Source organism: Shimia sp. MIT910701, assembly GCF_047126315.1.
Classification (GTDB): domain Bacteria; phylum Pseudomonadota; class Alphaproteobacteria; order Rhodobacterales; family Rhodobacteraceae; genus Shimia.
In genome coordinates this window covers 1,126,848-1,146,892 of sequence record NZ_CP138953.1, presented here as the reverse complement: position 1 = coordinate 1,146,892, position 20,045 = coordinate 1,126,848, and the positions used below count along the sequence as shown (strand labels likewise).

The 20,045-nt window shown below is 59.2% G+C and carries 15 protein-coding genes; 9 read left to right on the top strand and 6 right to left on the bottom strand.

Translation table 11 applies throughout. The features are described from left to right. Nucleotides 1-15 precede the first annotated feature (15 nt). Both SIB38_RS05365 and SIB38_RS05360 read left to right on the top strand, forming a co-directional pair. The gene (locus tag SIB38_RS05365) at nucleotides 16-1,569 is read left to right on the top strand and encodes a DUF427 domain-containing protein (RefSeq protein ID WP_294115962.1); all 1,554 of its coding nucleotides are present in this window, start codon (nucleotides 16-18) and stop codon (nucleotides 1,567-1,569) included. A 100-nt stretch (nucleotides 1,570-1,669) separates the two neighbouring features. Next, nucleotides 1,670-2,686 (top strand): LacI family DNA-binding transcriptional regulator, encoded by a 1,017-nt coding sequence (locus SIB38_RS05360; RefSeq protein WP_412551575.1) that lies wholly within the window; start codon nucleotides 1,670-1,672, stop codon nucleotides 2,684-2,686. 6 nt (nucleotides 2,687-2,692) lie between these two features. Here the strand turns inward: SIB38_RS05360 and SIB38_RS05355 are convergent, their stop codons facing one another. From SIB38_RS05355 to SIB38_RS05340, 4 genes are all read right to left on the bottom strand, one after another. Beyond that, on the bottom strand, nucleotides 2,693-3,610 hold the full coding sequence (locus tag SIB38_RS05355) for a phosphoadenosine phosphosulfate reductase (RefSeq protein WP_294115960.1): 918 nt from the start codon (nucleotides 3,608-3,610) through the stop codon (nucleotides 2,693-2,695). A gap of 2 nt (nucleotides 3,611-3,612) precedes the next feature. Next, entirely contained in the window at nucleotides 3,613-4,620 is a 1,008-nt protein-coding gene (locus SIB38_RS05350) for a hypothetical protein (RefSeq protein ID WP_412551574.1), read from the bottom strand. Nucleotides 4,621-4,704: 84 nt separating this feature from the next. Further along, a complete protein-coding gene (locus SIB38_RS05345; protein ID WP_412551573.1) occupies nucleotides 4,705-6,969 on the bottom strand; it encodes a glycosyltransferase family 2 protein in 2,265 nt (754 codons plus the stop codon). Nucleotides 6,970-7,010: 41 nt separating this feature from the next. Beyond that, a complete protein-coding gene (locus tag SIB38_RS05340; RefSeq protein WP_294115957.1) occupies nucleotides 7,011-8,054 on the bottom strand; it encodes a glycosyltransferase family 2 protein in 1,044 nt (347 codons plus the stop codon). Between the two features lie 207 nt (nucleotides 8,055-8,261). Between SIB38_RS05340 and SIB38_RS05335 the strand changes: the two genes are divergently transcribed. Beyond that, the gene (locus tag SIB38_RS05335; RefSeq protein WP_294115956.1) at nucleotides 8,262-9,923 is read left to right on the top strand and encodes an ABC transporter substrate-binding protein; all 1,662 of its coding nucleotides are present in this window, start codon (nucleotides 8,262-8,264) and stop codon (nucleotides 9,921-9,923) included. A 4-nt stretch (nucleotides 9,924-9,927) separates the two neighbouring features. Here the strand turns inward: SIB38_RS05335 and SIB38_RS05330 are convergent, their stop codons facing one another. After that, nucleotides 9,928-11,067, bottom strand: a complete 1,140-nt coding sequence (locus SIB38_RS05330) for a zinc ABC transporter substrate-binding protein (protein WP_412551572.1) — start codon at nucleotides 11,065-11,067, stop codon at nucleotides 9,928-9,930. 87 nt (nucleotides 11,068-11,154) lie between these two features. Here SIB38_RS05330 and SIB38_RS05325 point away from each other — a divergent pair, with 87 nt between their 5' ends. From SIB38_RS05325 to SIB38_RS05315, 3 genes are read left to right on the top strand one after another with little or no spacing between them, the layout of a single operon-like run. Then, nucleotides 11,155-11,637 carry a transcriptional repressor gene (locus SIB38_RS05325; RefSeq protein ID WP_294115954.1) on the top strand — a complete coding sequence of 161 codons (483 nt, stop codon included), beginning with the start codon at nucleotides 11,155-11,157 and terminating at the stop codon, nucleotides 11,635-11,637. Beyond that, the gene (locus tag SIB38_RS05320) at nucleotides 11,634-12,392 is read left to right on the top strand and encodes a metal ABC transporter ATP-binding protein (protein ID WP_412551571.1); all 759 of its coding nucleotides are present in this window, start codon (nucleotides 11,634-11,636) and stop codon (nucleotides 12,390-12,392) included. The genes SIB38_RS05325 and SIB38_RS05320 overlap by 4 nt, the downstream gene beginning before the upstream one ends. Nucleotide 12,393: 1 nt before the next feature. Beyond that, a complete protein-coding gene (locus SIB38_RS05315; RefSeq protein WP_294116254.1) occupies nucleotides 12,394-13,194 on the top strand; it encodes a metal ABC transporter permease in 801 nt (266 codons plus the stop codon). Nucleotides 13,195-13,279: 85 nt separating this feature from the next. Here the strand turns inward: SIB38_RS05315 and SIB38_RS05310 are convergent, their stop codons facing one another. After that, entirely contained in the window at nucleotides 13,280-14,524 is a 1,245-nt protein-coding gene (locus tag SIB38_RS05310; protein ID WP_412551570.1) for a serine hydrolase domain-containing protein, read from the bottom strand. A 185-nt stretch (nucleotides 14,525-14,709) separates the two neighbouring features. Here SIB38_RS05310 and SIB38_RS05305 point away from each other — a divergent pair, with 185 nt between their 5' ends. The 3 genes from SIB38_RS05305 to SIB38_RS05295 all read left to right on the top strand — a co-directional run bounded on the left by SIB38_RS05305 (nucleotide 14,710) and on the right by SIB38_RS05295 (nucleotide 19,964). Next, nucleotides 14,710-17,682, top strand: coding sequence for a calcium-binding protein (locus SIB38_RS05305; protein WP_412551569.1), 2,973 nt, complete (start codon nucleotides 14,710-14,712; stop codon nucleotides 17,680-17,682). 93 nt (nucleotides 17,683-17,775) lie between these two features. Further along, nucleotides 17,776-18,600 (top strand): glycosyltransferase family 2 protein, encoded by an 825-nt coding sequence (locus SIB38_RS05300; protein WP_366010733.1) that lies wholly within the window; start codon nucleotides 17,776-17,778, stop codon nucleotides 18,598-18,600. Further along, on the top strand, nucleotides 18,597-19,964 hold the full coding sequence (locus SIB38_RS05295) for an oligosaccharide flippase family protein (protein ID WP_412551568.1): 1,368 nt from the start codon (nucleotides 18,597-18,599) through the stop codon (nucleotides 19,962-19,964). Before SIB38_RS05300 ends, SIB38_RS05295 begins: the two co-directional genes overlap by 4 nt. The last annotated feature ends 81 nt before the right edge of the window (nucleotides 19,965-20,045 follow it).

Genomic DNA, 20,045 nt, shown 5'->3' with positions numbered 1-20,045 from the left:
GGGAAGGATCAGGGCATGGAAGGTTCACGTTTTGGCGCCAACGCGGGCTACGGGATTGAGATCAAACCGATTGCCTCCACGGTGCGGGTTTTGCGAAACGGGCAGGTTCTGGCGGAAAGCACCAATGCCAAGGTGATGTATGAGACCCGGCTGGCGCCTCAGATCTACATTCCTAGAGAAGACATTCTGACGCCACTTTCGAATGAGACCGAGTTGCAGACCTTTTGCCCGTTCAAAGGCACGGCGCGCTATCATGACCTGATGCTAGATGGCGAGACTATTTACAATGGCGTCTGGTGTTACGACGACGCCATGCCGGAAAGCCGCGCGATCAATGGGCATATCGGCTTTATGCCTGGTGCGCAGGTGGAGTTTGACCTGGGCGGCGTGGAGCTTGATCCGGTGGCGGATGGCAATATCACCGGGCCGCTGGTGGATTGGCTGATGCGCGGGGCGGCGTTTGAGACCACGCCGGAGGACTTCATTGGTACCTTGGGCAAAAAGATGGTCGAGCACGGCATTGCCGTGGCCCGGATGAGCGCGATGATCTGGTCGCTGCACCCAATGATTGCCGGGAAGAACTACATCTGGAAACGCGACGAAGAAGAGATCACCACCTTTGCGCCGTCCTACGAACTTTATGACCACCCGTCCTTCAAAAACAGCCCGTTGAGCTATGTCTCCAAGGGACTTGGAGGTGTGCGGCAGAAACTCACCTGCGCCAAATCGGAGATGCAGTTTCCGGTGATGGAGGACCTGAAAGCCGAAGGCGCGACGGACTATGTGGCGATGCCGCTGTTTTTTAGCGATGGGCAAATCAACGTGCTGACGCTGACCAGCGACCATCCCGAAGGCTTCACCACCGCCAACCTTGGACTGATCTTTGAAGTCTCCACCGTGATCAGCCGCTTCTTTGAGGTGTTTACCCAGAAAGAAAACGCCCAGTCCCTGCTAGAGACTTACGTTGGACGCCGCACCGGGGCACGGGTACTGGGCGGCGAAATCCGGCGGGGCGATGGCGATGACATCGACGCCGCGATCATGTTCTGCGACCTGCGCGGCTCCACCCGACTGGAAGAAGAACTGGGGCGCAAGGATTACATCGAGTTGCTCAATACCTTCTTTGATACCGCGTCTTCGATTGTGCATGCCCATGGCGGCGAGGTTCTGAAATTCATCGGCGACGCTGTGCTCGCGGTATTCCCCGACACCGAAGATGGCACCGATGCAGGCGCCGAGGCTTTGCAGGCCGCGCGCGACATTGTTACCAAGCTGGCTGAATTGCGCGAGGAAGACCCAAATCGTTGTTGTGAATGCTCGATTGGCATCTGCTACGGGCAGGTCACCTACGGCAACGTTGGCTCTCAGGAACGGCTGGATTTCACCGTGATTGGCCGCCCGGCCAACATCGCGGCCCGCCTCGGCGACTACGGTAAGACCGTGGGTCACCGCATCGTGGCCTCCGGCCGCGTAGCGCAACACGCCCCTGACAGCAAACCACTTGGGCCTGTCTCCTTGCACAACGTAAAGGAGCCAGTAGAGAGCTTTGCTATTTCGGCGGACATGTAACCAGTCCTGTTAACTGTGCGCATGTGCGCAGGCAGCGAGTGCTTGAACAGGCGCAACTGATCGCGGTAACATTCCGATAGTCTTATCGGGAAGAATATCAGTGACTCAGAAAAACCGTTCCTTGACCCTTCGTGACGTATCTGAAGCTTCGGGGGTGTCCGAGATGACGGTCAGCCGCGTGTTGCGCAACCGCGGGGACGTGTCCGCCGCCACACGCGACAAGGTACTGACAGCGGCCAAAGAGCTGGGATATGTGCCCAACAAAATCGCCGGGGCGCTGGCCAGTCAGAGGGTGAACCTTGTGGCGGTGATCATCCCGTCCCTGTCCAATATGGTCTTTCCTGAAGTTCTGAGTGGGATCAGCCAGGTTCTGGAAGACACCGAGTTGCAGCCGGTTGTCGGCGTGACAGATTACCTCCCTGAAAAAGAAGAGAAAGTTCTCTACGAAATGCTGTCCTGGCGGCCCTCTGGTGTGATCATCGCTGGACTGGAGCACACCGAAGCCTCCCGTGCGATGCTCAACGCCAGCGGCATTCCAGTGGTGGAAATCATGGACACCGATGGTGATCCTGTGGACGCCATGGTGGGCATATCGCACCGCCGCGCTGGCCGAGAAATGGCCGCCGCAATCCTGAAAGCCGGCTATAAGAAAATCGCCTTCCTAGGCACCAAAATGCCGCTCGATCACCGCGCTCGCAAACGCTTTGAAGGCTTTACCGAAGTGCTGGCCAAATCCGGCGTTGAGGTGGTGGATCGAGAATTTTATTCCGGCGGGTCCGCGCTGGCGAAAGGCCGCGAGATGACCGAAGCGGTGCTGGAGCGCAGCCCGGATGTGGATTTCATCTACTACAGCAACGACATGATTGGCGCGGGCGGTCTGCTCTACCTTTTGGAGAAAGGCATCGACGTCCCGGGCCAGATTGGTCTGGCGGGCTTCAACGGTGTCGAGCTGTTGCAAGGCTTGCCACGACAGCTGGCCACGATGGACGCCTGCCGCCGCGAGATTGGCACCAAGGCGGCGGAGATCATCGCCGCGCGGGTGAACGACGTGGAAAAAGAGGGTCAGGTGACCTTAGCCCCCACCATCAGCTTTGGCGATACGTTGCGTGGCGTGTAAGGGGGCTTAGCCCCCCATTTTGGCGCGGGCAGCCCGCAAGGCTTTGCGGAAGTTTGGCCCGCGTCGGCGCGCAAGCACGGCTGAGCAGTAGGTGGCGATCAGCCACGGTCGCCCGTCCGCCAGAACCGTTTTGAGCATCTCTTTCTGGTACCGCCCTACATCGCGCCGCGCTCGCATCATGCTGTAGAACTTGGGCGCGGTCATGTCCCCGGCCACGCAGCTCTCGATGACCGGCTTTAACAGTCCCAACATAATCCAGAGCGAGGCAATCCGGTGCCCCATATAGCGGCAGCGGTATTTGCGTACGTTGTCGCCACGGAACAGCGCGGCGTGCATTGCGTCCAGACCCATGCGAGGATCGTAGAAGATATTCACCTCACCGGCCTCGGCAATCATGTCCGGCCCATAGGCATAGCGCCCGCTGAAGTCCCGGTGCCAGGCTTTGCGGTAGCGGGTTTCCCAACTGGCAATCTCGCGATCCAACGTCGCCTGTGGGGAGATACAAATGACCGTTGCGCCGGGGGCCGCCGCAGAAAAGACTGAGGCCGCATAGGCGCCCATCGACGCGCCGTAAAACACCACTTTGTCGAATTGCTCGAAAAAACATTCGTCGCGCAGCCGGTCAAAGAAATCAAACACCGCCTCGTCACGATACCACGACCAACCATGCGCCATCATGCCCAGCATCGACCAGCCGCGCGCGGTAACGAAGTTGTAGCCCCACGGCATGCGCTCGGCACTGTCCTCATAGACATGGTCGAGGTTTTCAAAGGTCACAATCAGGGTTTTGCCCTGTTTGATATATAGCGCTGAGTGTTCCTCGCCCAACTCCTCAAAAAACCCGCGTTCTGCGCCGATCTCTTTCAGATTGCTTTGCCAGTCGGTTTGGCTGGGCGCGTCGGGTTTTGTATCACCGTCCGCCACGCTCAGCCCTCCCGAAAAAGGCTGGGTGCGCCCTCGATCAGCTGGTTTCGCCATTGTTTGATTTGCCCGGTTTCCACCAGGAAATCGCGCGACAGTTTTTCGACCGAAGCCTCACCTTTCAGCGACTCAATGGCCACCTTGGCCTGAAACTCCGGATCGGTGATCGGGGCTTTGGCGGTTTTCTTCTTGGGTGGGATCAGGGCCGCATCCGGGTCAATGTCGTGCTTTTGCATGACCTTGTGCATAAACGAGCCGCGCCGCGGGCGGTTGTTCTCTTTCTCTTCCAAACGCGGCTTCATCCGACGCGCCCAGAAATGCACCGCCTTGGTCTCCTCGGTCAGCCAGTCTTTCTCAATGTCAAACGCGCTGCGGATCATCTTGTTGCGGTCTTTGAACGACACCGGATAGAACGCCGTTTCAGGCTCCGCATATTTGATTTCGCCGGACTGCTGCAGGAAATAGGTCACCGCCGCTGGGCCGGTAAAGCCCCAGTTTTGCTCGGTCATGTGCACCGGACGCCCTGCGTCCTTCTCCGCCTGAAGCTCTTTTTGTTGCCAAGGCTTCAACCACGGGCCAATCGCGTATTCGTCTTCAAAAAACGTCAACATCGCATCGAGCGCTTTGGAGGTTTTTGGCAGACCAAGCACGGCATTGCAGACCAGCCCCTCTTTTTCCCAGCCAAACACTGATTTGCGGGTGTAGTTGAACGGGCGGTAGCAATAGACATCCGCGTCCACCCAAATCTTGTCGGTCTTTTTCAGCATGTTGAGCCGCCACAGATCGGCATGAATTGCCGGGCTGCCGGTGCGCGCGTGGCGGTGCATTGGCTCGCCCGGGAAAATCTCCGCCGCATCCGCCGCATGCACCCCTTCAGGTACATTTGGGATCTCTTCGTAGCTGTAAAGCGTGGTGTGATGGCCCGCATCCGCAAAGGATTTCAGACAGAGCTGCTCCAACCAGGAAAGCTGCCCGCCAATCCATAGGGACGCGATTTCGGGAAGTTTGGCCATTTTACCTCAACCTTTGTTCTTACTTTGGAAACAGTTTACGCGGAAACCATTGGGCTGTCTTCGGAAATTCCACGACAATTTGCGCTAGTGCGCCGTGTCTTGCTTCTCGACGGTGAAGAAGAAGTCCTCCGGCAAATCGCGTTCCACCACCCAATCGGGGATGACCTCAGGACCAGCCAAGAAGACGTTGGCGCCAAAATGCGGATGCAGGCGTGCCAGACGTTCCTGACGGGCGCTGGTCAGGTCGTCATAGAACTTGCTGTAGTTGGAAGTTTCCTTGAGCGCATCGATTTTGGCGCGGTGGCGATCCACGGAAAACGCATGTGCCTCGGCAATCTCAGGGTCCGACAACAGCCGATCCATCTCCGCCTGCATCGCCGGGATCATGCGCTGGATCGAGGTGTCTTCTTCGGTGTTGTTGTTCATCCGGAACCAATAAGCCATGCCCTGATCGCGATCGACATGGTTCACGCGGCCTCGGTCCCGCTTCACCAAGAAGCTCTCAGCCGAACGCACGGCGTAGTGGTTAAGCTGCACGAGATCATAGCCGATGGTGTCAGTCGTGGAGCGCCAGGCGTTGCGGTACATGTCCTTGGGCAGCGGTTGGCCGGAGCCGTTCACCCAGTTGATGTGGGACCAAAGCTGGGGATTGAGCCCTTTGGGCCGGTGCACACCCAGCTTCTTAAACAGGCCAATGTTGCGGTAAAGCGTTTTGAAGCCCCACGCCTGATGCGGTTTGCGCGTCATTTCACGGGCACAGCGGGTGAATTGCGCCATCAACGGTTCGTCCGCATACTCATGCACATCTGAGTTGCCAAACAACCGCCACGTACAGGAAATCAAATTGGCATCGCCCACCGCCTCAAACAGCGCGGGCAGCGTACCGTCCCCCACTTTGACGTTGATGAACTCATCCACATCCATGGAAATCACCCAATCGGCGTTTTGGATGATCTCTTCTTTCTCCCCGGCCTGAAGCGCGGCGTGTTGCGGTTTGAGATTGGTGCCTTTGAACGGATTTTCCCGGTGCTGCACAAAGCCTTTGTCCTGCAACAGATCCAAGAAGGTATCGGTGCCATCGTTACAGTCATTGGTGTAGACCAGCACGTCCTTCACCCCGATGGCGCGGTGATAGGCCAGCCACTCAAGGATAAACGGCCCTTCGTTTTTCATACAGGTGATTATCGCCACATCGTTGGCCGCCGGGTTTACCTTGGGGGCGGCGATTTCCGGCATGCGGATCGGTTTGTGGTCAAACTTCTTTTTAGACAGTTTGATCAGCTCCGCCTCTTCAATCAGCGAGGTCTTGGGCACAATCTGCCCGACACTGTCAGTGGGGTGGCGCAGGCCCATGCAGCGGTAGAATTTGACCCATTCGTCTGCTTCGGGTTTCGCGCCAACCACGCGGATCAAGCGCCAGACCACCTCAGGTCCGGTCTTCTGCGGGGCCACCACCCAGCGGCGGCGCATTTTGGCCGCGTCAAACTGCACGCAGATGTGGTCACCATGGCTGACCGCGTCGTCATTGCGCACCCGCCATGGGTAGCAGTGCTGCCCGACCAATGTCACCACACCGGACGAAGACTTCACTGCCATATCAAACAGAGTCCGGCCTTTGGTACCCTTGCCTTTGATCTGCATGACCAGATCGGAAATATCCAACAGAGCAATGGCGCGCGCGGTGTTGAGCCAGCGGTAGCGGATCATCTCGATCAGTTGCAATTCGGCCAGCGGCGAGTCCCATGGGCTGGGAGACGGAATCTCCATCCGGTCTTTGCCAGGTGCATCAGGGGCGTTGAAAGGATGAGCTTCCGACGGCAAGTCCAAAGCGCCCAATGGCGTGTCAGCACGCAGCACCATGACCTGCTTGAGCCCGGCAATGATGGACACACCGGCCTCCAACTCTTCGAGATAGGCCGCGTCGGTGCCCGGTTCGGCCCGATCCAAGATCACCGCGCCTTGCAGGTTGTGATGGCGGGCGTGGTAGCGCAGCCAGTCCAAGGTGGCCTGTGGGGTCTCGCCGGTGCGCACTGCTAGCATCACATTGAGCGCGGCAAAGACATCCAGCTCTTGAGGCTGCATCGGCAGGCTGACTTCTTGGCCATTCACCTTGACCGCTGGCGCGTCGCTTTCGTAGGTCAGGTTCACGATCAACCCATTGCCAACGCTGCGAAGGTTTGAAATTTTGGTTTTTGTTCCGGCCTTCAGAGCGTTCTCTGTGAGGCCTGTTTTAAAGAAGGCCATGCATTCGGGCTGTTTGGCCTCATCCAGCTTTAGGCATGACAACACCGTGCTGCCCGACACCTGCGTGTGTGACAATTCGCGATAATGAAACGCTGCTTTGCCCATGCTGTGGCCCTTGTTTTACCCTGCCTGCCTGCACGTTTGTGTCAGGAATTCTTATAGTTGGCCAATTGATACCACTTTACCAACTGCCGCTGCAAATCGCGAGGGGGCACCTGACTGCTGCCGGCACAAAGAATTTGCGACATCAGTTCCTGCACCTCCGGCTGCGCGATCAACGCCTGAAATCGCTCTTGATGCCAACGGACACCAGCGGCATGCGCCTCTGCGACGCCTTCAATGGCCAGTAATCGCTGCAGCTCCCGCTCCGTTGCCGGGCGCATCTTTGCGATGGAGGTGTCTTCTTCGGTGTTGAAATTGCGCTCCACCCAATAAGCGAGGTCGACCTTTTTGGTCGCGCGGTTGGGCAGCCCCCTGTCGCGCTTCACGACAAAGGCCGCTGCCGAGCGCACCGCGTAGTGGTTCAACTCCACCAAGTCCCGCGCGACGCCTAGGTCATAGAGTGACAAGCGCTGCGGGGTCTTGGCCAGAAACGGATGCACGGGTTGGCCAGAGCCATCGACCATTTTGGGCCAACCAGCCTTGTCCGGGTCTTTCTGCTTGGGACGATGCACGCCCAGCTGGTTGAAAGGCCCCTTGGCGCGAAACAGGGTTTTGAACAGGCTGGCCGCCACCGGGTATTGCGCTTCCGCCGGGATGCAGCGGATGAACTGTTCGGTGACCGACACATCGTCAATGGCGACACGTTCATTGTTGCCATATAGGCGCCACGGCATGATGATCGCATCGGTGTCTGTTGGCACTTTGCCCAGCAGATCAGGAATTTGATGTCCCGGCACATGGATGTTGAGGAACTCATCCACATCCGTGACCATGATCCAGTCTGCCACCTTGCGCAGCGGATGTTTCCAGGCCTGTCGCAACGCCTGCCATTGGATGCTTTTGTCCGGCTCTGGCACATGCGGCACATGCACCACTTCGCCTGCGTCCGCCAGCAATGACAACATCTGATCCGTGCCATCATCACAGTCATTTGAGTAGATCAGAAAATCCGTCAGCCCCGCGCCGCGATGGTGCGCGATCCACTCCAACAGGTAGGGCGCTTCATTTCGCACCGATGTGACGCTCAAAATGCGCAACGAACTGGCCTCAAGGTTTGTTTGAACTGTGCATACCACAGCGCGCAGGCACGGCTAAACAGCCCTTAAGAAAAACATCCTACGCTGAGTCTTGCCGGAAACACCTGTCAGATCACAGGCTTATGTCTTGCCCCTGCAACACACACAGTGAAGAATAGATACACGCCACCTCGACCTCCGCCTGCTCAAGAGGACGCCATGACTTTTACCAAACGCAACGGACAGCCGCTACCCTCCCACCTTCTGCACCACGCGGACAGGGTGCGACGACGCGGCGTGGACCGGCGGGAGTTCCTGGCCCTGGCGAGCGCGTTTGGGGCCACCTCCGCCACCGCGTATGGAATGTTGGGCTTGTCCACGCCCGCGGCCGCGCAAACCGCGCCAAAACAAGGCGGTACGGTCCGCATTCAGCAAGAGGTGCGCGCGCTGAAAGATCCGCGCCTGTTTGACTGGCCACAGATCGCCAATTTCACACGTGGCTGGCTTGAAACGCTGATCACTTATGAAAGCGACGGCACGTTCAAGCCCGCGCTATTAGAAAGCTGGGAGATTTCTGACGATGCCAAAACCTACACGCTCTTTGTGCGCAAAGGCGTGACATGGAACAACGGCACCGCCTTCACCGCAGAGGATGTGGCCCGCAACATCCACTGCTGGTGTGACCGCGACATGGCTGGCAACTCCATGGCCGGGCGCTTTGCCACACTGATTGATCCAAACACCAACCAAGCGCTGGAAGGCGCCATAGAGGTTGTCGATGACCACACGGTACGGCTCAACCTGCCCAAACCTGACATCTCCCTGATCCCCGGCATGGCGGATTACCCTGCCGCGATTGTGCCGGACGGATTTGATGCGGCGAAGATGTTGGAAAACCCCATTGGCACAGGACCTTACCTGCCCGAGAGTTTGCTCCCTGGTGAAAAAGGCGTGCTTGTGCGCAATGCCAATCATAGCTGGTGGAACGCGGGCAATGGCGCTTGGCTGGACCGGATCGAGTTTCTTGATTTTGGCACCGACCCTGCCGCCTGGGCCCGCGCGGCGCAGGACGGGGACATCGATATGACCTACTCCGTTGATGGCGAATACGCCGATCTGATTGGCAGCTTTGGCGGCTGGACCAAACACGATGTGATTTCCATGGCCACGGTTGTAGTCCGCCCCAATCAGACAGCCGAGGTAGGCGGCATCAAACCCTACGCGGACGCGCGGGTTCGCCAAGCGATTATGAAAGCCGTGGACAATGGCATTTTGCTGGAACTGGGCAACGATGGACGTGGCGAGGTGGCGCAAAACCACCACATTGGACCAGCCCATCCGGAATACGCCGACATTGGTGTGCCGGAATACGACCCCGAAGGCGCAAGGGCATTGTTAAAAGAGGTGGGCGCCGAGGATTTCGAGATGGAAATTCACACCATCGACGACGCCTGGCGCAAAAACACCACCGACGCCGTGGTGGCACAACTGCGGGACGCTGGTTTCAAAGCCAAAACCCGTGTCGTGCCCGGCAACACCTATTGGGACAACTGGGACAGCTTCCCGTTTAGCGCCACGGACTGGAACCACCGCCCTCTTGGCGTGCAAATCTGGGCTCTGGCCTATCGCAGCGGCGAGGCGTGGAACGAGTTTGGCTATTCAAACCCCGCGTTTGACGCCATCCTAGACGAGGCCTTGGGCACCGTGGACATCGACAAACGCCGCGCGTTGGTCGCGCAGGGCGAAAAAATCCTGCAAGACGACGCGGTAACCATCCAGCCTTATTGGCGTGCCTTGGCGAACCACACAGTGGATGGGCTAGAAGGCGGGGCGCACCACATCTCGTTTGAGATCCGCCCCGCAGCGTTGCATTGGACCTGACGCCTTAGTGCGACAGGCAGGCCTCAAACTGGTTGGCCAAAGTCTGGATCAGGTCCACATAATTTGGTGCGTCCTGCTTGGCGCCGGTTGGGTCCAACTCCTCAGAATGCAGATCGAGACCTTCGCTGATCGCTTTCACGATGTCGTCATTGAACTGCGGCTCTGTGAAGACACAGGTGATGTTGTTGTCGGTCAGCACATCTCGGATGGACGCCAAACGCGCTGCACTTGGCGATGCGCCATCGCCGTTCAAGAAAGCACCGGACGCCGCGAGGTCAAACCGGGTTTCGAAATACTGGTAGGCATCGTGAAACACCACAAAGCCTTTGCCCTGAAGCGGCGCCAGTTGTTCTGAAATCGATGTCGTGAGAGCGGCCAGTTCCGCATCCAGATCCGCGGCGTTGGCGCGATAGGCCGCCGCGTTGCCCGGGTCGATTTCAGAAAGCTTCAAGGCAATTGCGCTGGCCCAGAAACGGGCGTTTTCAGGATCAAGCCAGGCGTGTGGGTCGACACCCTCGTGGCTGTGACCGTCATGGGAGCCATGTGCGTCGTGTTCATCGTGATGATCGTCGTGACCTTCTTTGTGCTCCGCATGTTCTTCATCTTCATGCTTTTCATGATCGTCGTGATCCTCATCAGCGTGACCCTCATGAGCATGGTCATTATGCTTATCGTGATCATCATGCTCGTCGTGGTCGTCGTGGTCGTCATGATCTGTATGTTCTTCATGCTCGTCGTGGTGATCATCACCGTGATTGTGAGGATCTTTGCCACCCAGAGACATCTCGATAAAGGTCTCGCTTTCCCGGAACTCCAATTCGCGCGTGCCATTCAGATGCAGCAGTTCCAGCGTCGCAGCCTCACTCGCCAAAGACTCAATCGAATCCTCCAGCATTGGGGTCAGTTCGGCCCCAACCCAAATCACCAGCTCGGCGTTTTGCAGCGCGCGAGCCTCGGATGGGCGCATGGCGTAGTCATGCGGTGAGACATTGGCAGGAAGAAGCTGCTTGGAGGTGCCGACCCCGTCCATCACCTTGGCAACAAGCGCTTGAATCGGCGCAATATCTGTCACCACCTTTGGGGCATCGGCCTGCGCGGAAAATGCTACAAGAGAGGCCGCGAAGGCCGCGCTGATGATTCGCATGAGGGTATCCTCTGGTTTGAATATTTGCGCTGGCTCTAGTGCAAATGTTATACTATATCAAGTCATCCTTTTGAGTGGAGAGGCGACATGCAAACAGTGGGCTTTGGACAGCACGATCACGCAGCCTGTGTCGGCGGTGGTATGAAAGCCGCCGAGGACGCCTGCGAAGCGCAAGGGCTGCGGCTCACCAAAGGCCGGCGGCGTGTGCTGGAAATCCTGCTGCAGGAACATCGCGCTATGGGAGCCTATGACATCCTTGGCATGTTGTCAGATGAAGGCTTCGCCGCGCAGCCACCGGTGGTCTACCGCGCGCTGGATTTCCTGGTGGCCAATGGCTTTGCCCACAAAATCCAAAAGCTCAACGCCTACATCGCCTGTGCCCATCCGGGAGACTCTCACACCCCGGTTTTCTTGATCTGCCGCGAATGTGAAACTGTAGCTGAAACCGCAGCACCTTTGCAGTCCACACTCGGCGAAGTGGCTGAAAAAATTGGATTTAAGATCGAAAACACCATTGTTGAGGCTGAGGGAATGTGCCCGACCTGTCGCGACACGGAGACCGCCGTATGAGGCTGGTGACTGTCAACGGCTTGTCGGTGCAACAGGGCAACCATCAGGCCTTGGCCAACGTTGCGCTGACAATAGACAAGGGTGAGATTGTCACCATTGTGGGGCCCAACGGCAGCGGCAAGTCGACCTTGCTGCGCTGTATCATCGGGGCCCTGAAACCGGACAGCGGCACCATTCTGAAAGCCGCAGGCATGCGGATTGGCTATGTGCCGCAGAAACTTGCCATTGATGCGACCATGCCACTTACGGCGGCGCGTTTTTTGTCTCTGCCCAAGCGGCGCAGTGCGGCGGACATTCAAGCGGCGCTGCAACAGGTTGGCGCGGATGGGTTGCAGGATCGTCCGATGGCTGGCCTGTCCGGCGGGCAGTTTCAGCGTGTGCTGTTGGCGCGAGCGTTGATGGACAAGCCGGACCTGCTCATTCTGGATGAGCCGACCACTGGCTTGGACCAACCGGGGTCAGCGGATCTTTACACCCAAATCGAGCAAGTGCGCCAAGACACCGGGGCGGCGGTGCTCATGGTCAGTCACGAGCTGCATGTGGTGATGAGCGCGTCGGACCGTGTGGTCTGTCTGAATGGCCATGTGTGCTGTCACGGCACGCCGGAAATTGTCGCCTCGGCACCAGAATATCGCGCGCTTTTTGGCACCGGCACCCATGGCGCGCTCGCGCTCTATCGGCACGAGCATGACCACCACCATCACCACGATCATGACGATGCGCATGATTGCGGGCACGACCACGGATCCCATTGATATGTTTGACGACTTCCTGATCCGCGCGCTCTTTGCAGGCGTGGGCGTCGCCTTGGCGGCTGCCCCCTTGGGCTGCTTTGTTGTGTGGCGCCGCATGGCCTATTTTGGCGACGCGACGGCGCATGCGGCGATCCTTGGGGTGGCGCTGTCTTTGGGGTTTGGTGTATCGGTTTTCATCGGGGCGCTTGGGGTGGCTTTGGCGATGGCGTTGACCGTGTCCAACCTGTCGGAAAAAGGCTATGGCGTGGACACGATTCTGGGCGTTTTGGCGCATTCTGCGCTGGCGTTTGGCCTAGTGGCGGTGTCGTTTTTGCGGGGTATTCGGCTGGATCTGAACTCCTATCTGTTCGGCGACATCCTCGCAGTGAGCAAGGTTGACCTGCTGGTGATCTGGATCGGCGCGGCTATTGTAATCGGGCTGATGGCCTGGCGCTGGCAGGCGCTTTTGACCTCGACTGTGAACCGTGGACTGGCCTATGCCAGCGGGATCAATCCTAAGCGAGAACAACAACTTATGACGCTCGGCCTCGCCATTGTGGTGGCTGTCGCGATCAAGGTTGTCGGCGCGTTGTTGATTGTGGCGATGCTGATCATTCCGGCGGCTGCGGCGCGCGCGTTGGCACGCTCCCCAGAGGCGATGGCCTTTGGCGCGGCGGGCATTGGGGCGCTGGCGGCAGTGGGCGGATTGGGATTGTCTTATCAGATGGACACCCCTGCCGGACCGTCGATTGTCTGCGCGGCGGCGGTGCTCTTTCTGGCGCTCAATCTGGTGGCGCGGGTGGTGCTGAGAAGCGCCCGTTAACCCGCCAAAATCCACGTCGGTATTACGTCGGTATCACGTCTGTTTTGCGGAGGTGCATATTTTGGCACTCGCCCGCCGTTAACCTTTAGTCCGTCAGAGCCGCATGTACCAAAGCTTTGAGCTGTGGCCTGGTCGGATAAGAACTCGACGGCGAGAGCTGTGTGAAGAACACCACCGACAACTTTTCAACCGGATCAATCCAGAAGAAAGTCGAGGCCATGCCGCCCCAGCTGAAGTCGCCAACACTGCCCGGACAGCGGGCGCGGGCCGGGTCAAGCACGATGGCCCCGCCGAGACCAAAGCCCATGCCGTCCATCGGCTGTTCTGCAAAACTCATCGGCCCCATGGAGGCGATGTCGCCGGGCAGGTGATTGGAGGTCATGAAGCGCACGGTGCGCGGGGACAGCAGACGCACGTCGCCCAGCGCGCCACCCCGGCGCAGCATTTCGGCAAAGCGCAGGTAATCGTCCATGGTGCCAACCAAACCGCCGCCGCCAGAGTGCATGGAAGCGTTGAGGAAGGGCGAGCCGTCGGTTGTGTCCACAAGGCGCAGGGTGTCCGCGCCGATCTTCGCCTGATTAAGCGCCATCGCGTCGCCCTCAAGCGGCGTGTAGAGATCGGCAAACCGCTCCTCTGTGCCGGGAATGACCGAGAATCCAGTTTCCGACATGCCCAGCGGGTCGAGAACTTCACTTTGCAAAAACTCGGCAAGGCTTTGCCCAGTGATGACTTCGATCACGCGGCCCAGAATGTCGATGCTGACGGAATACTCCCAGCGCGTGCCGGGCTGAAACGCCAATGTCAGGGCCGCCACCTGATCCGCCATATCGGCCAGTGCGCCCTGGTTGGCTTTGAACATCAGGTCCTGCGCGTCCATCTGATTGGCCAACAGGCCGGGATTAAACGGGTAGCTCAGACCGCTGGTGTGTGTCGCCAACTGATGCAACGTGGGCGTGGCGCAGGGCTCCACCTGATCCATCGTCGACGCGCCGGGCACCAGCGCGTGACAGTCTTTGAAGGCGGGAATGAAATTGGACACCGGCGCATCCAGATGCACAAGGCCGCGCTCCACCAGCATCATCAGTGCAACTGTGGTGACTGGTTTGGTCATGGAATAAATCCGCGCCACGGTGTCCCGCTCAAATGGCGCACCGGAGGCGATGCTGCGCAGACCGGTGGCGTGGTCAAACACCACGTCGCCGTCGCGCGCAATCAAAGCGCCGCAGCCGGCATATTTGCGATCCGTGACCAATCGATCCATCCAGCCCGACAGCTGCGCCAAGCGGTTGGTGTCAAAACCCCGGTCCTGCGGTAGAGCTGTGCCGATCATGGATGCCTCCCAAACTGCCTGATCTGACACCAACAGTGCCTTTTGGGTGGGGCCACGGGCAAGGTGGTAAGACTACGTAGTTCGTTCAACCCTAACCCTAGGTCCCTATTCCCGAGCAATCCCCTTTGAACAGCCCCCTAAATCGCCCATATTGGACCCAACAACAGGCCAGGAGGACGCGGCGCGTGTTCACAAAGACCTTGAAACAGAGACTTGGGGCGACGGTTGCGGCGGTCTCCCTTTTGGTGACGGCGCAGATTGCCACGGCGCAGGACACAGCCCAAACCACAGAGCCCCCTGCCCCGCAGACGGTTTATGTGTTTGGCAACAGCCTGGTGCATCACCTGACCGACACCGATGAAACCGCTGTGCCACATTGGTTAAGCCAAATGGCAGTGGCGGCAGGCACGGAATTAAAACTGGACGGGCAATGGGGCTTTCTGCGCGATTTTGCAAAGAGTGAAACACCCAGCGCCGGATGGCGATTTGGCGATGTAGAACGTGGCTGGACGCGGGACTATCGCAACTTTGCCGACGTGGACTGGGATACGATTGTGATCACCCCGGCGAACTTCATTCAGTATCAAGACGCCGACAAAGCCTTCCATGGCGACAACCCGGACAATGCTTCGCCGCTGTCGGCCACGCTGGAGGTGATCGACACCATGCAGAGTGCCGTGGGACCGATACGGATTGCGATCTATGAAGGCTGGGCTGACATGGGCGGTCAGGTCAAAAAGTTCCCGCCCAGTGCGCGGCAGATGCGCAAGTATCAGCGGTTCAATAGCGGCGATTACCATGAGTGGTTTGAGGACTATGTCGACGCGCTGCGCGAGGCCCGGCCGGATGCGGAGATTGACCTGATCCCGGTGGCGAGCACCTTGGCGGAGCTGATTGAAGGCGGCGTGCTGGATGGGTTGGACGCGGAAGTGTTTTACACCGACGACGCGCCCCATGGCACGCCAACCACCTATTTCCTGGCCGCCGCGATCACTTATGTGGGTCTCTATGAGGCGGAGCTGCCCTTGGTGCTGGATATTCCGGAGAGCATCCATGCGGATGTGCTCACCTATTGGGAAGCGGTGCGCGATGAAATTCACCGGCTGGTGTTGAAACCTTTGCAGCAAGCGGCGGCCCGGGAGGTGCCGTCCGGTGTGCCCTTTCGCACGCCAGAGGGAGATGCGCCGCAGCTAGCCGGGCTTGGATTGGCCGATCCGGCGCTGGCCATGGGGTTGAGCGGGATCAGCGATTGGTCCACGCAGCGGCCGTTTATCGATGTGATGAAAACTGCACGGCCTTGGGTGGGGCATCTGCCCGGCCAATGGGGCGGCGTGAGCTTCGAAGAGTTGGATGCGCGCGGCTTGCTGGACGAGGATGGCTGGGTCTGGGGCGTGCCAGAGGACATCGAGTCGGTTGAGGCGCTTATCCTGACCGACCTGCCGGAAGAGGCCAGCGGTCTCGCCGGGCGCTATCGGGTGACGTGGCAAGGCGTGGGGGAGATTGAGCTCACTGGGCGGGCACGGGTAACCTCCAAGGTTCCAGGGGAGATCTGGTTTGACTTCACGCCCGGCGAAGGACCGGTGGGCATCAAGATCCGCCAACCGGACCCGGATATGACCGGCGATTATGTGCGCGACATTCAGGTGATGGCGCAGCCCTACATTATGCTGGCGGAGGCCGGGGCGGTGTTCAACCCGGCCTGGCTCAACGTGGTCGATGACCTGCGCCTTGTGCGATTTATGGATTGGATGAAGACGAATGGCTCTACCCAGTCCAGCTGGGACGGGCGGCCTTTGCAGAGTGACTTCACCTATGGCTGGCGCGGGGTGCCGGTGGAGGTGATGGTGCGGCTGGCCAATGAGATTGGCGCGGACCCGTGGTTCACCATGCCGCATCTGGCGGATGAGGGCTACCTGACCGCTTTTGCCAGCTATGTGCACGACCATCTGGATGCCGCGCTCAACGCCCATGTCGAATACTCCAACGAGATGTGGAACTGGGGCTTTGAGCAGGCGCAATGGGCATTGAAAGAGGGCGAAGCGCGTTGGGGTAAAGGCCAGGACGTGCAGATGCAGTTTGCCGGCATGCGCGCCGCAGAGATGGCGCGCATTTGGGGCGAGGTTTATGGCGAGGCGGCCGAAGGGCGGTTGACGCGTGTGATTGCGACACACACCGGCTGGCCCGGCTTTGAAGAGGGACTTCTGCAGGCGCCGCTGTGGCAGGCGGAGGGCAATCCGGCGCCGGTGAGCTTGTTTGAGGCTTACGGTGTGACAGGCTATTTTGGCGTGACGTTGGGGCTGGAAGATGAAGGCGCGCAAGAGCTGCACGGCTGGCTGGCGGACGCGCGCAAAAAGGCCGAGGCTGCGGGGGCGGCAGAAGGGCTGCAACGGGCGGCGCTAACGGCTTATGTAGAGGACCACGCGCATGACGGCGTGGCGGCGCAGGCGGCGGCGTGGCTGCGCAAGGGGGAGTTGAAGGAACTGACCGGGAAGCTGCTGCCGTATCACCGCGATGTGGCGCGCAAGAATGGTCTGAAACTGGTGATGTATGAAGGCGGCAACCATGCGGTGGGTGTGGGTGTTGAGGCAAATGACGCGGCGCTGACGGCGTTTTTCATGGAGTTCAGCACCAGCGCCGAGATGGGCGCGATGTATGAAGAGCTGCTGGCAAGCTGGCGCAGTTTGGGCGGGCAGAGCTTCAATGCGTTTACCGATGTGGGCAAGCCGAGCAAATGGGGCAGCTGGGGGCATCTGCGGTATTTAGGGGACAAGACGCCCCGGCATGACGTGCTGATGGAGTATAACCTCACCGGCCCACATTGGAGTGAGGACCGCGCCGAAGATACTTTCCTGCACGGCGGAATTTACCTTGGTGACGACGAAACCAACCGGCTGGAAGGCACCGGCAAACGCGATGTGCTGTTGGGCATGGGCGGCAACGATGTGCTGGTGGCGCGGGGTCCGGGCGATCTGCTGCATGGTGGGCCGGGTACCGATCGGGCGATCTTGCCGGGGACACAGAGCGAGTATGAATTCAGCCGCGAGGGCGCGCAGGTGCGGGCCATTGCGGACGGTCGCAGCTATCTTTTGACCGAGATGGAGGCCGTGGCCTTTGAAGACGCCCCTGCGCTGGTGCTGCCGCTGAGCGGGCTTTTGTGACACAGGATTGATGTGAAAGGGAAATCCCCCTGCCCCGACCCTAGCCGATCTGATAGGTTGCGCCAAACGTGACGTCAGAGGCGAGCCATTTCCGTGTTGAGCATTCTCATTCCGGCCAACAATGAGGCCGCCCATATCGGCCCTTGTTTGGAAGCCGTTTTGGCCTCTGACGGGCCAGCGGTGGCGCAGATTGTGGTGGCGGCCAATGGCTGTGAGGACGACACGGTGCAGATTGCCGAGGGCTTCCGTACACAAGCTAAAGACAAAGGCTGGAGCCTCACGGTTCTGGACCTGCCCGCTTTGGGCAAAATGGGCGCGCTCAATGCCGCCGATGACGCTGCCAATTTTGGCACCCGCGCCTATCTGGATGCCGATGTTCGGGTCGACCCAGCTCTGATGGGACAAATTGCCGAAGCGCTGAACACAGATGCGCCACGATATGCCAGCGGCAAGTTGCGACTGCCGCGCGCCAAGACATGGGCTACGCGGGCCTATGCACGCACCTACAGCAAAGTGCCTTTCATCACTCACGGCGTGCCGGGGGCTGGCTTGTTTGCGGTGAACGCCGCCGGTCGCGCGCGCTGGGATGAGTTTCCCGGTATCATTTCGGACGACACCTTTGTGCGGCTGAACTTCACGCCAGAAGAACGGATCGGCACCGAAGCGGGTTATGACTGGCCGCTGGTTGAGGGATTCGCCGCCTTGGTCAAAGTTCGGCGACGCCAAAACGCAGGTGTAGACGAAATTAAGGCACGGTTCCCGGACCTGCTGCAAAACGACGATAAATTCACCCTCAGTTTAGGCACAAAACTAACCATGATGGTGCGCGATACGTTGGGCTTTGCAGTTTATGCGGCGGTCTCGATTGTGGTGAAGTTTTCGCCCCAGAAATCCAGTGCCTGGGAGCGCGGAAGATGAGCCGCCTCAAAAGCCTCACGCAGGGCAATTCGCTTGCCGCACGCGCCATTCGCAGTGGCGGCTGGACCATCCTTGGGTATGGCGGGTCTCAAGCGCTGCGACTGGCCTCCAACCTGATCCTCACTCGCCTGCTCTTTCCAGAAGCTTTTGGCCTGATGAGCCTTGTTTGGGTCTTCTTGCAGGGGCTGTCCAACCTGTCGGACATGGGCGTGACCCAGTCGATCCTGCAAAGCAAACGCGGCGAGGATCGCGCCTTCCTCGACACCGCCTGGACCATCCAGGTGTTGCGCGGCGTGTTCCTGCTGATCCTGACCTGGGTCTTGGCTGTGCCAGCGGCGGCGTTTTATGACGCGCCGGAGCTGGCCGAGATTCTACCGGTGGTCGGCCTGACCCTGTTGATCATGGGGTTGTTCCCCACCAAAAAAGACAGCGCCAACCGGCACCTTGCGCTGGGGCGGATCACGATGATCGACCTGTCAGCGCAAGTGATAGGACTGGTGGTCGGCGTGGCCATTCCCTGGGCCACGGGATCGGTCTGGGCCTTGGTGGCCAATGCGGTGACCACCACGGTCATGCAGTTGATTTTCTACTATATTTTCCTGCCCGGCGCGATCAATAAGCCGCGCTGGGACAAGCCCGCCGCCGGAGAACTAATCCACTTTGGCAAGTGGATTTTCCTCTCCACCGCCGCCGGTTTTCTGCTGTCTCAAGGTGACAAAATTGTGCTGGGCAAACACCTCAGCCTTGGCGCGCTAGGGGTCTACAACATCGGCTACTTCCTGGCATCCTTCCCGCTGTTGCTGGGCGGGATGTTGATGCGGCGGATCATGATCCCGATCTACCGCGAAAAGCCCCCAAGCGAGAGCGCCGAGAACCGCGCCAAATTGCACAAGATGCGCATGCTCTTGAGCGGCGGGTTGATGGGACTTTTGACGCTGTTTGCCTTGATCGGCGTCTGGCTGGTCGCCGCGCTCTATGATCCGCGCTATGCGCTGGCCGGGGGGGTGGTGGTGCTTTTGGCGGTGATGCAAATCCCGCAGGTGATTGCCCTGACCTACGACCAGGCCGCTTTGGCCGCCGGGGACAGCCGTGGTTTCTTCCTGTTGGCCGCGACACGGGCGGCGCTCATGATGGTGGGCCTGATGATCGGAGCAAGCCAGTATGGCCTCACCGGTGCCTTGCTGGGACAGGGATTGGCGATGGTGCTGGCCTATCCGGCGGTGGTCTGTCTGGCGCGGGCACATGATGCCTGGGATGCGCGCCATGATGCGGTGTTTTGGACCGTGGGCATTGGCATAGGCGGCCTTGCCTTTTGGCTATATCAGAGCGCGATTGTTAAGCTTTCTGCCCTCAATTTGCCCTGATTTCACCTTCCTACTGGTCCGATGGGATTCTATCTTTAAGCCAAGTGTAAGAGTCCCCCTATCAGAAGGGGACCGACGAAG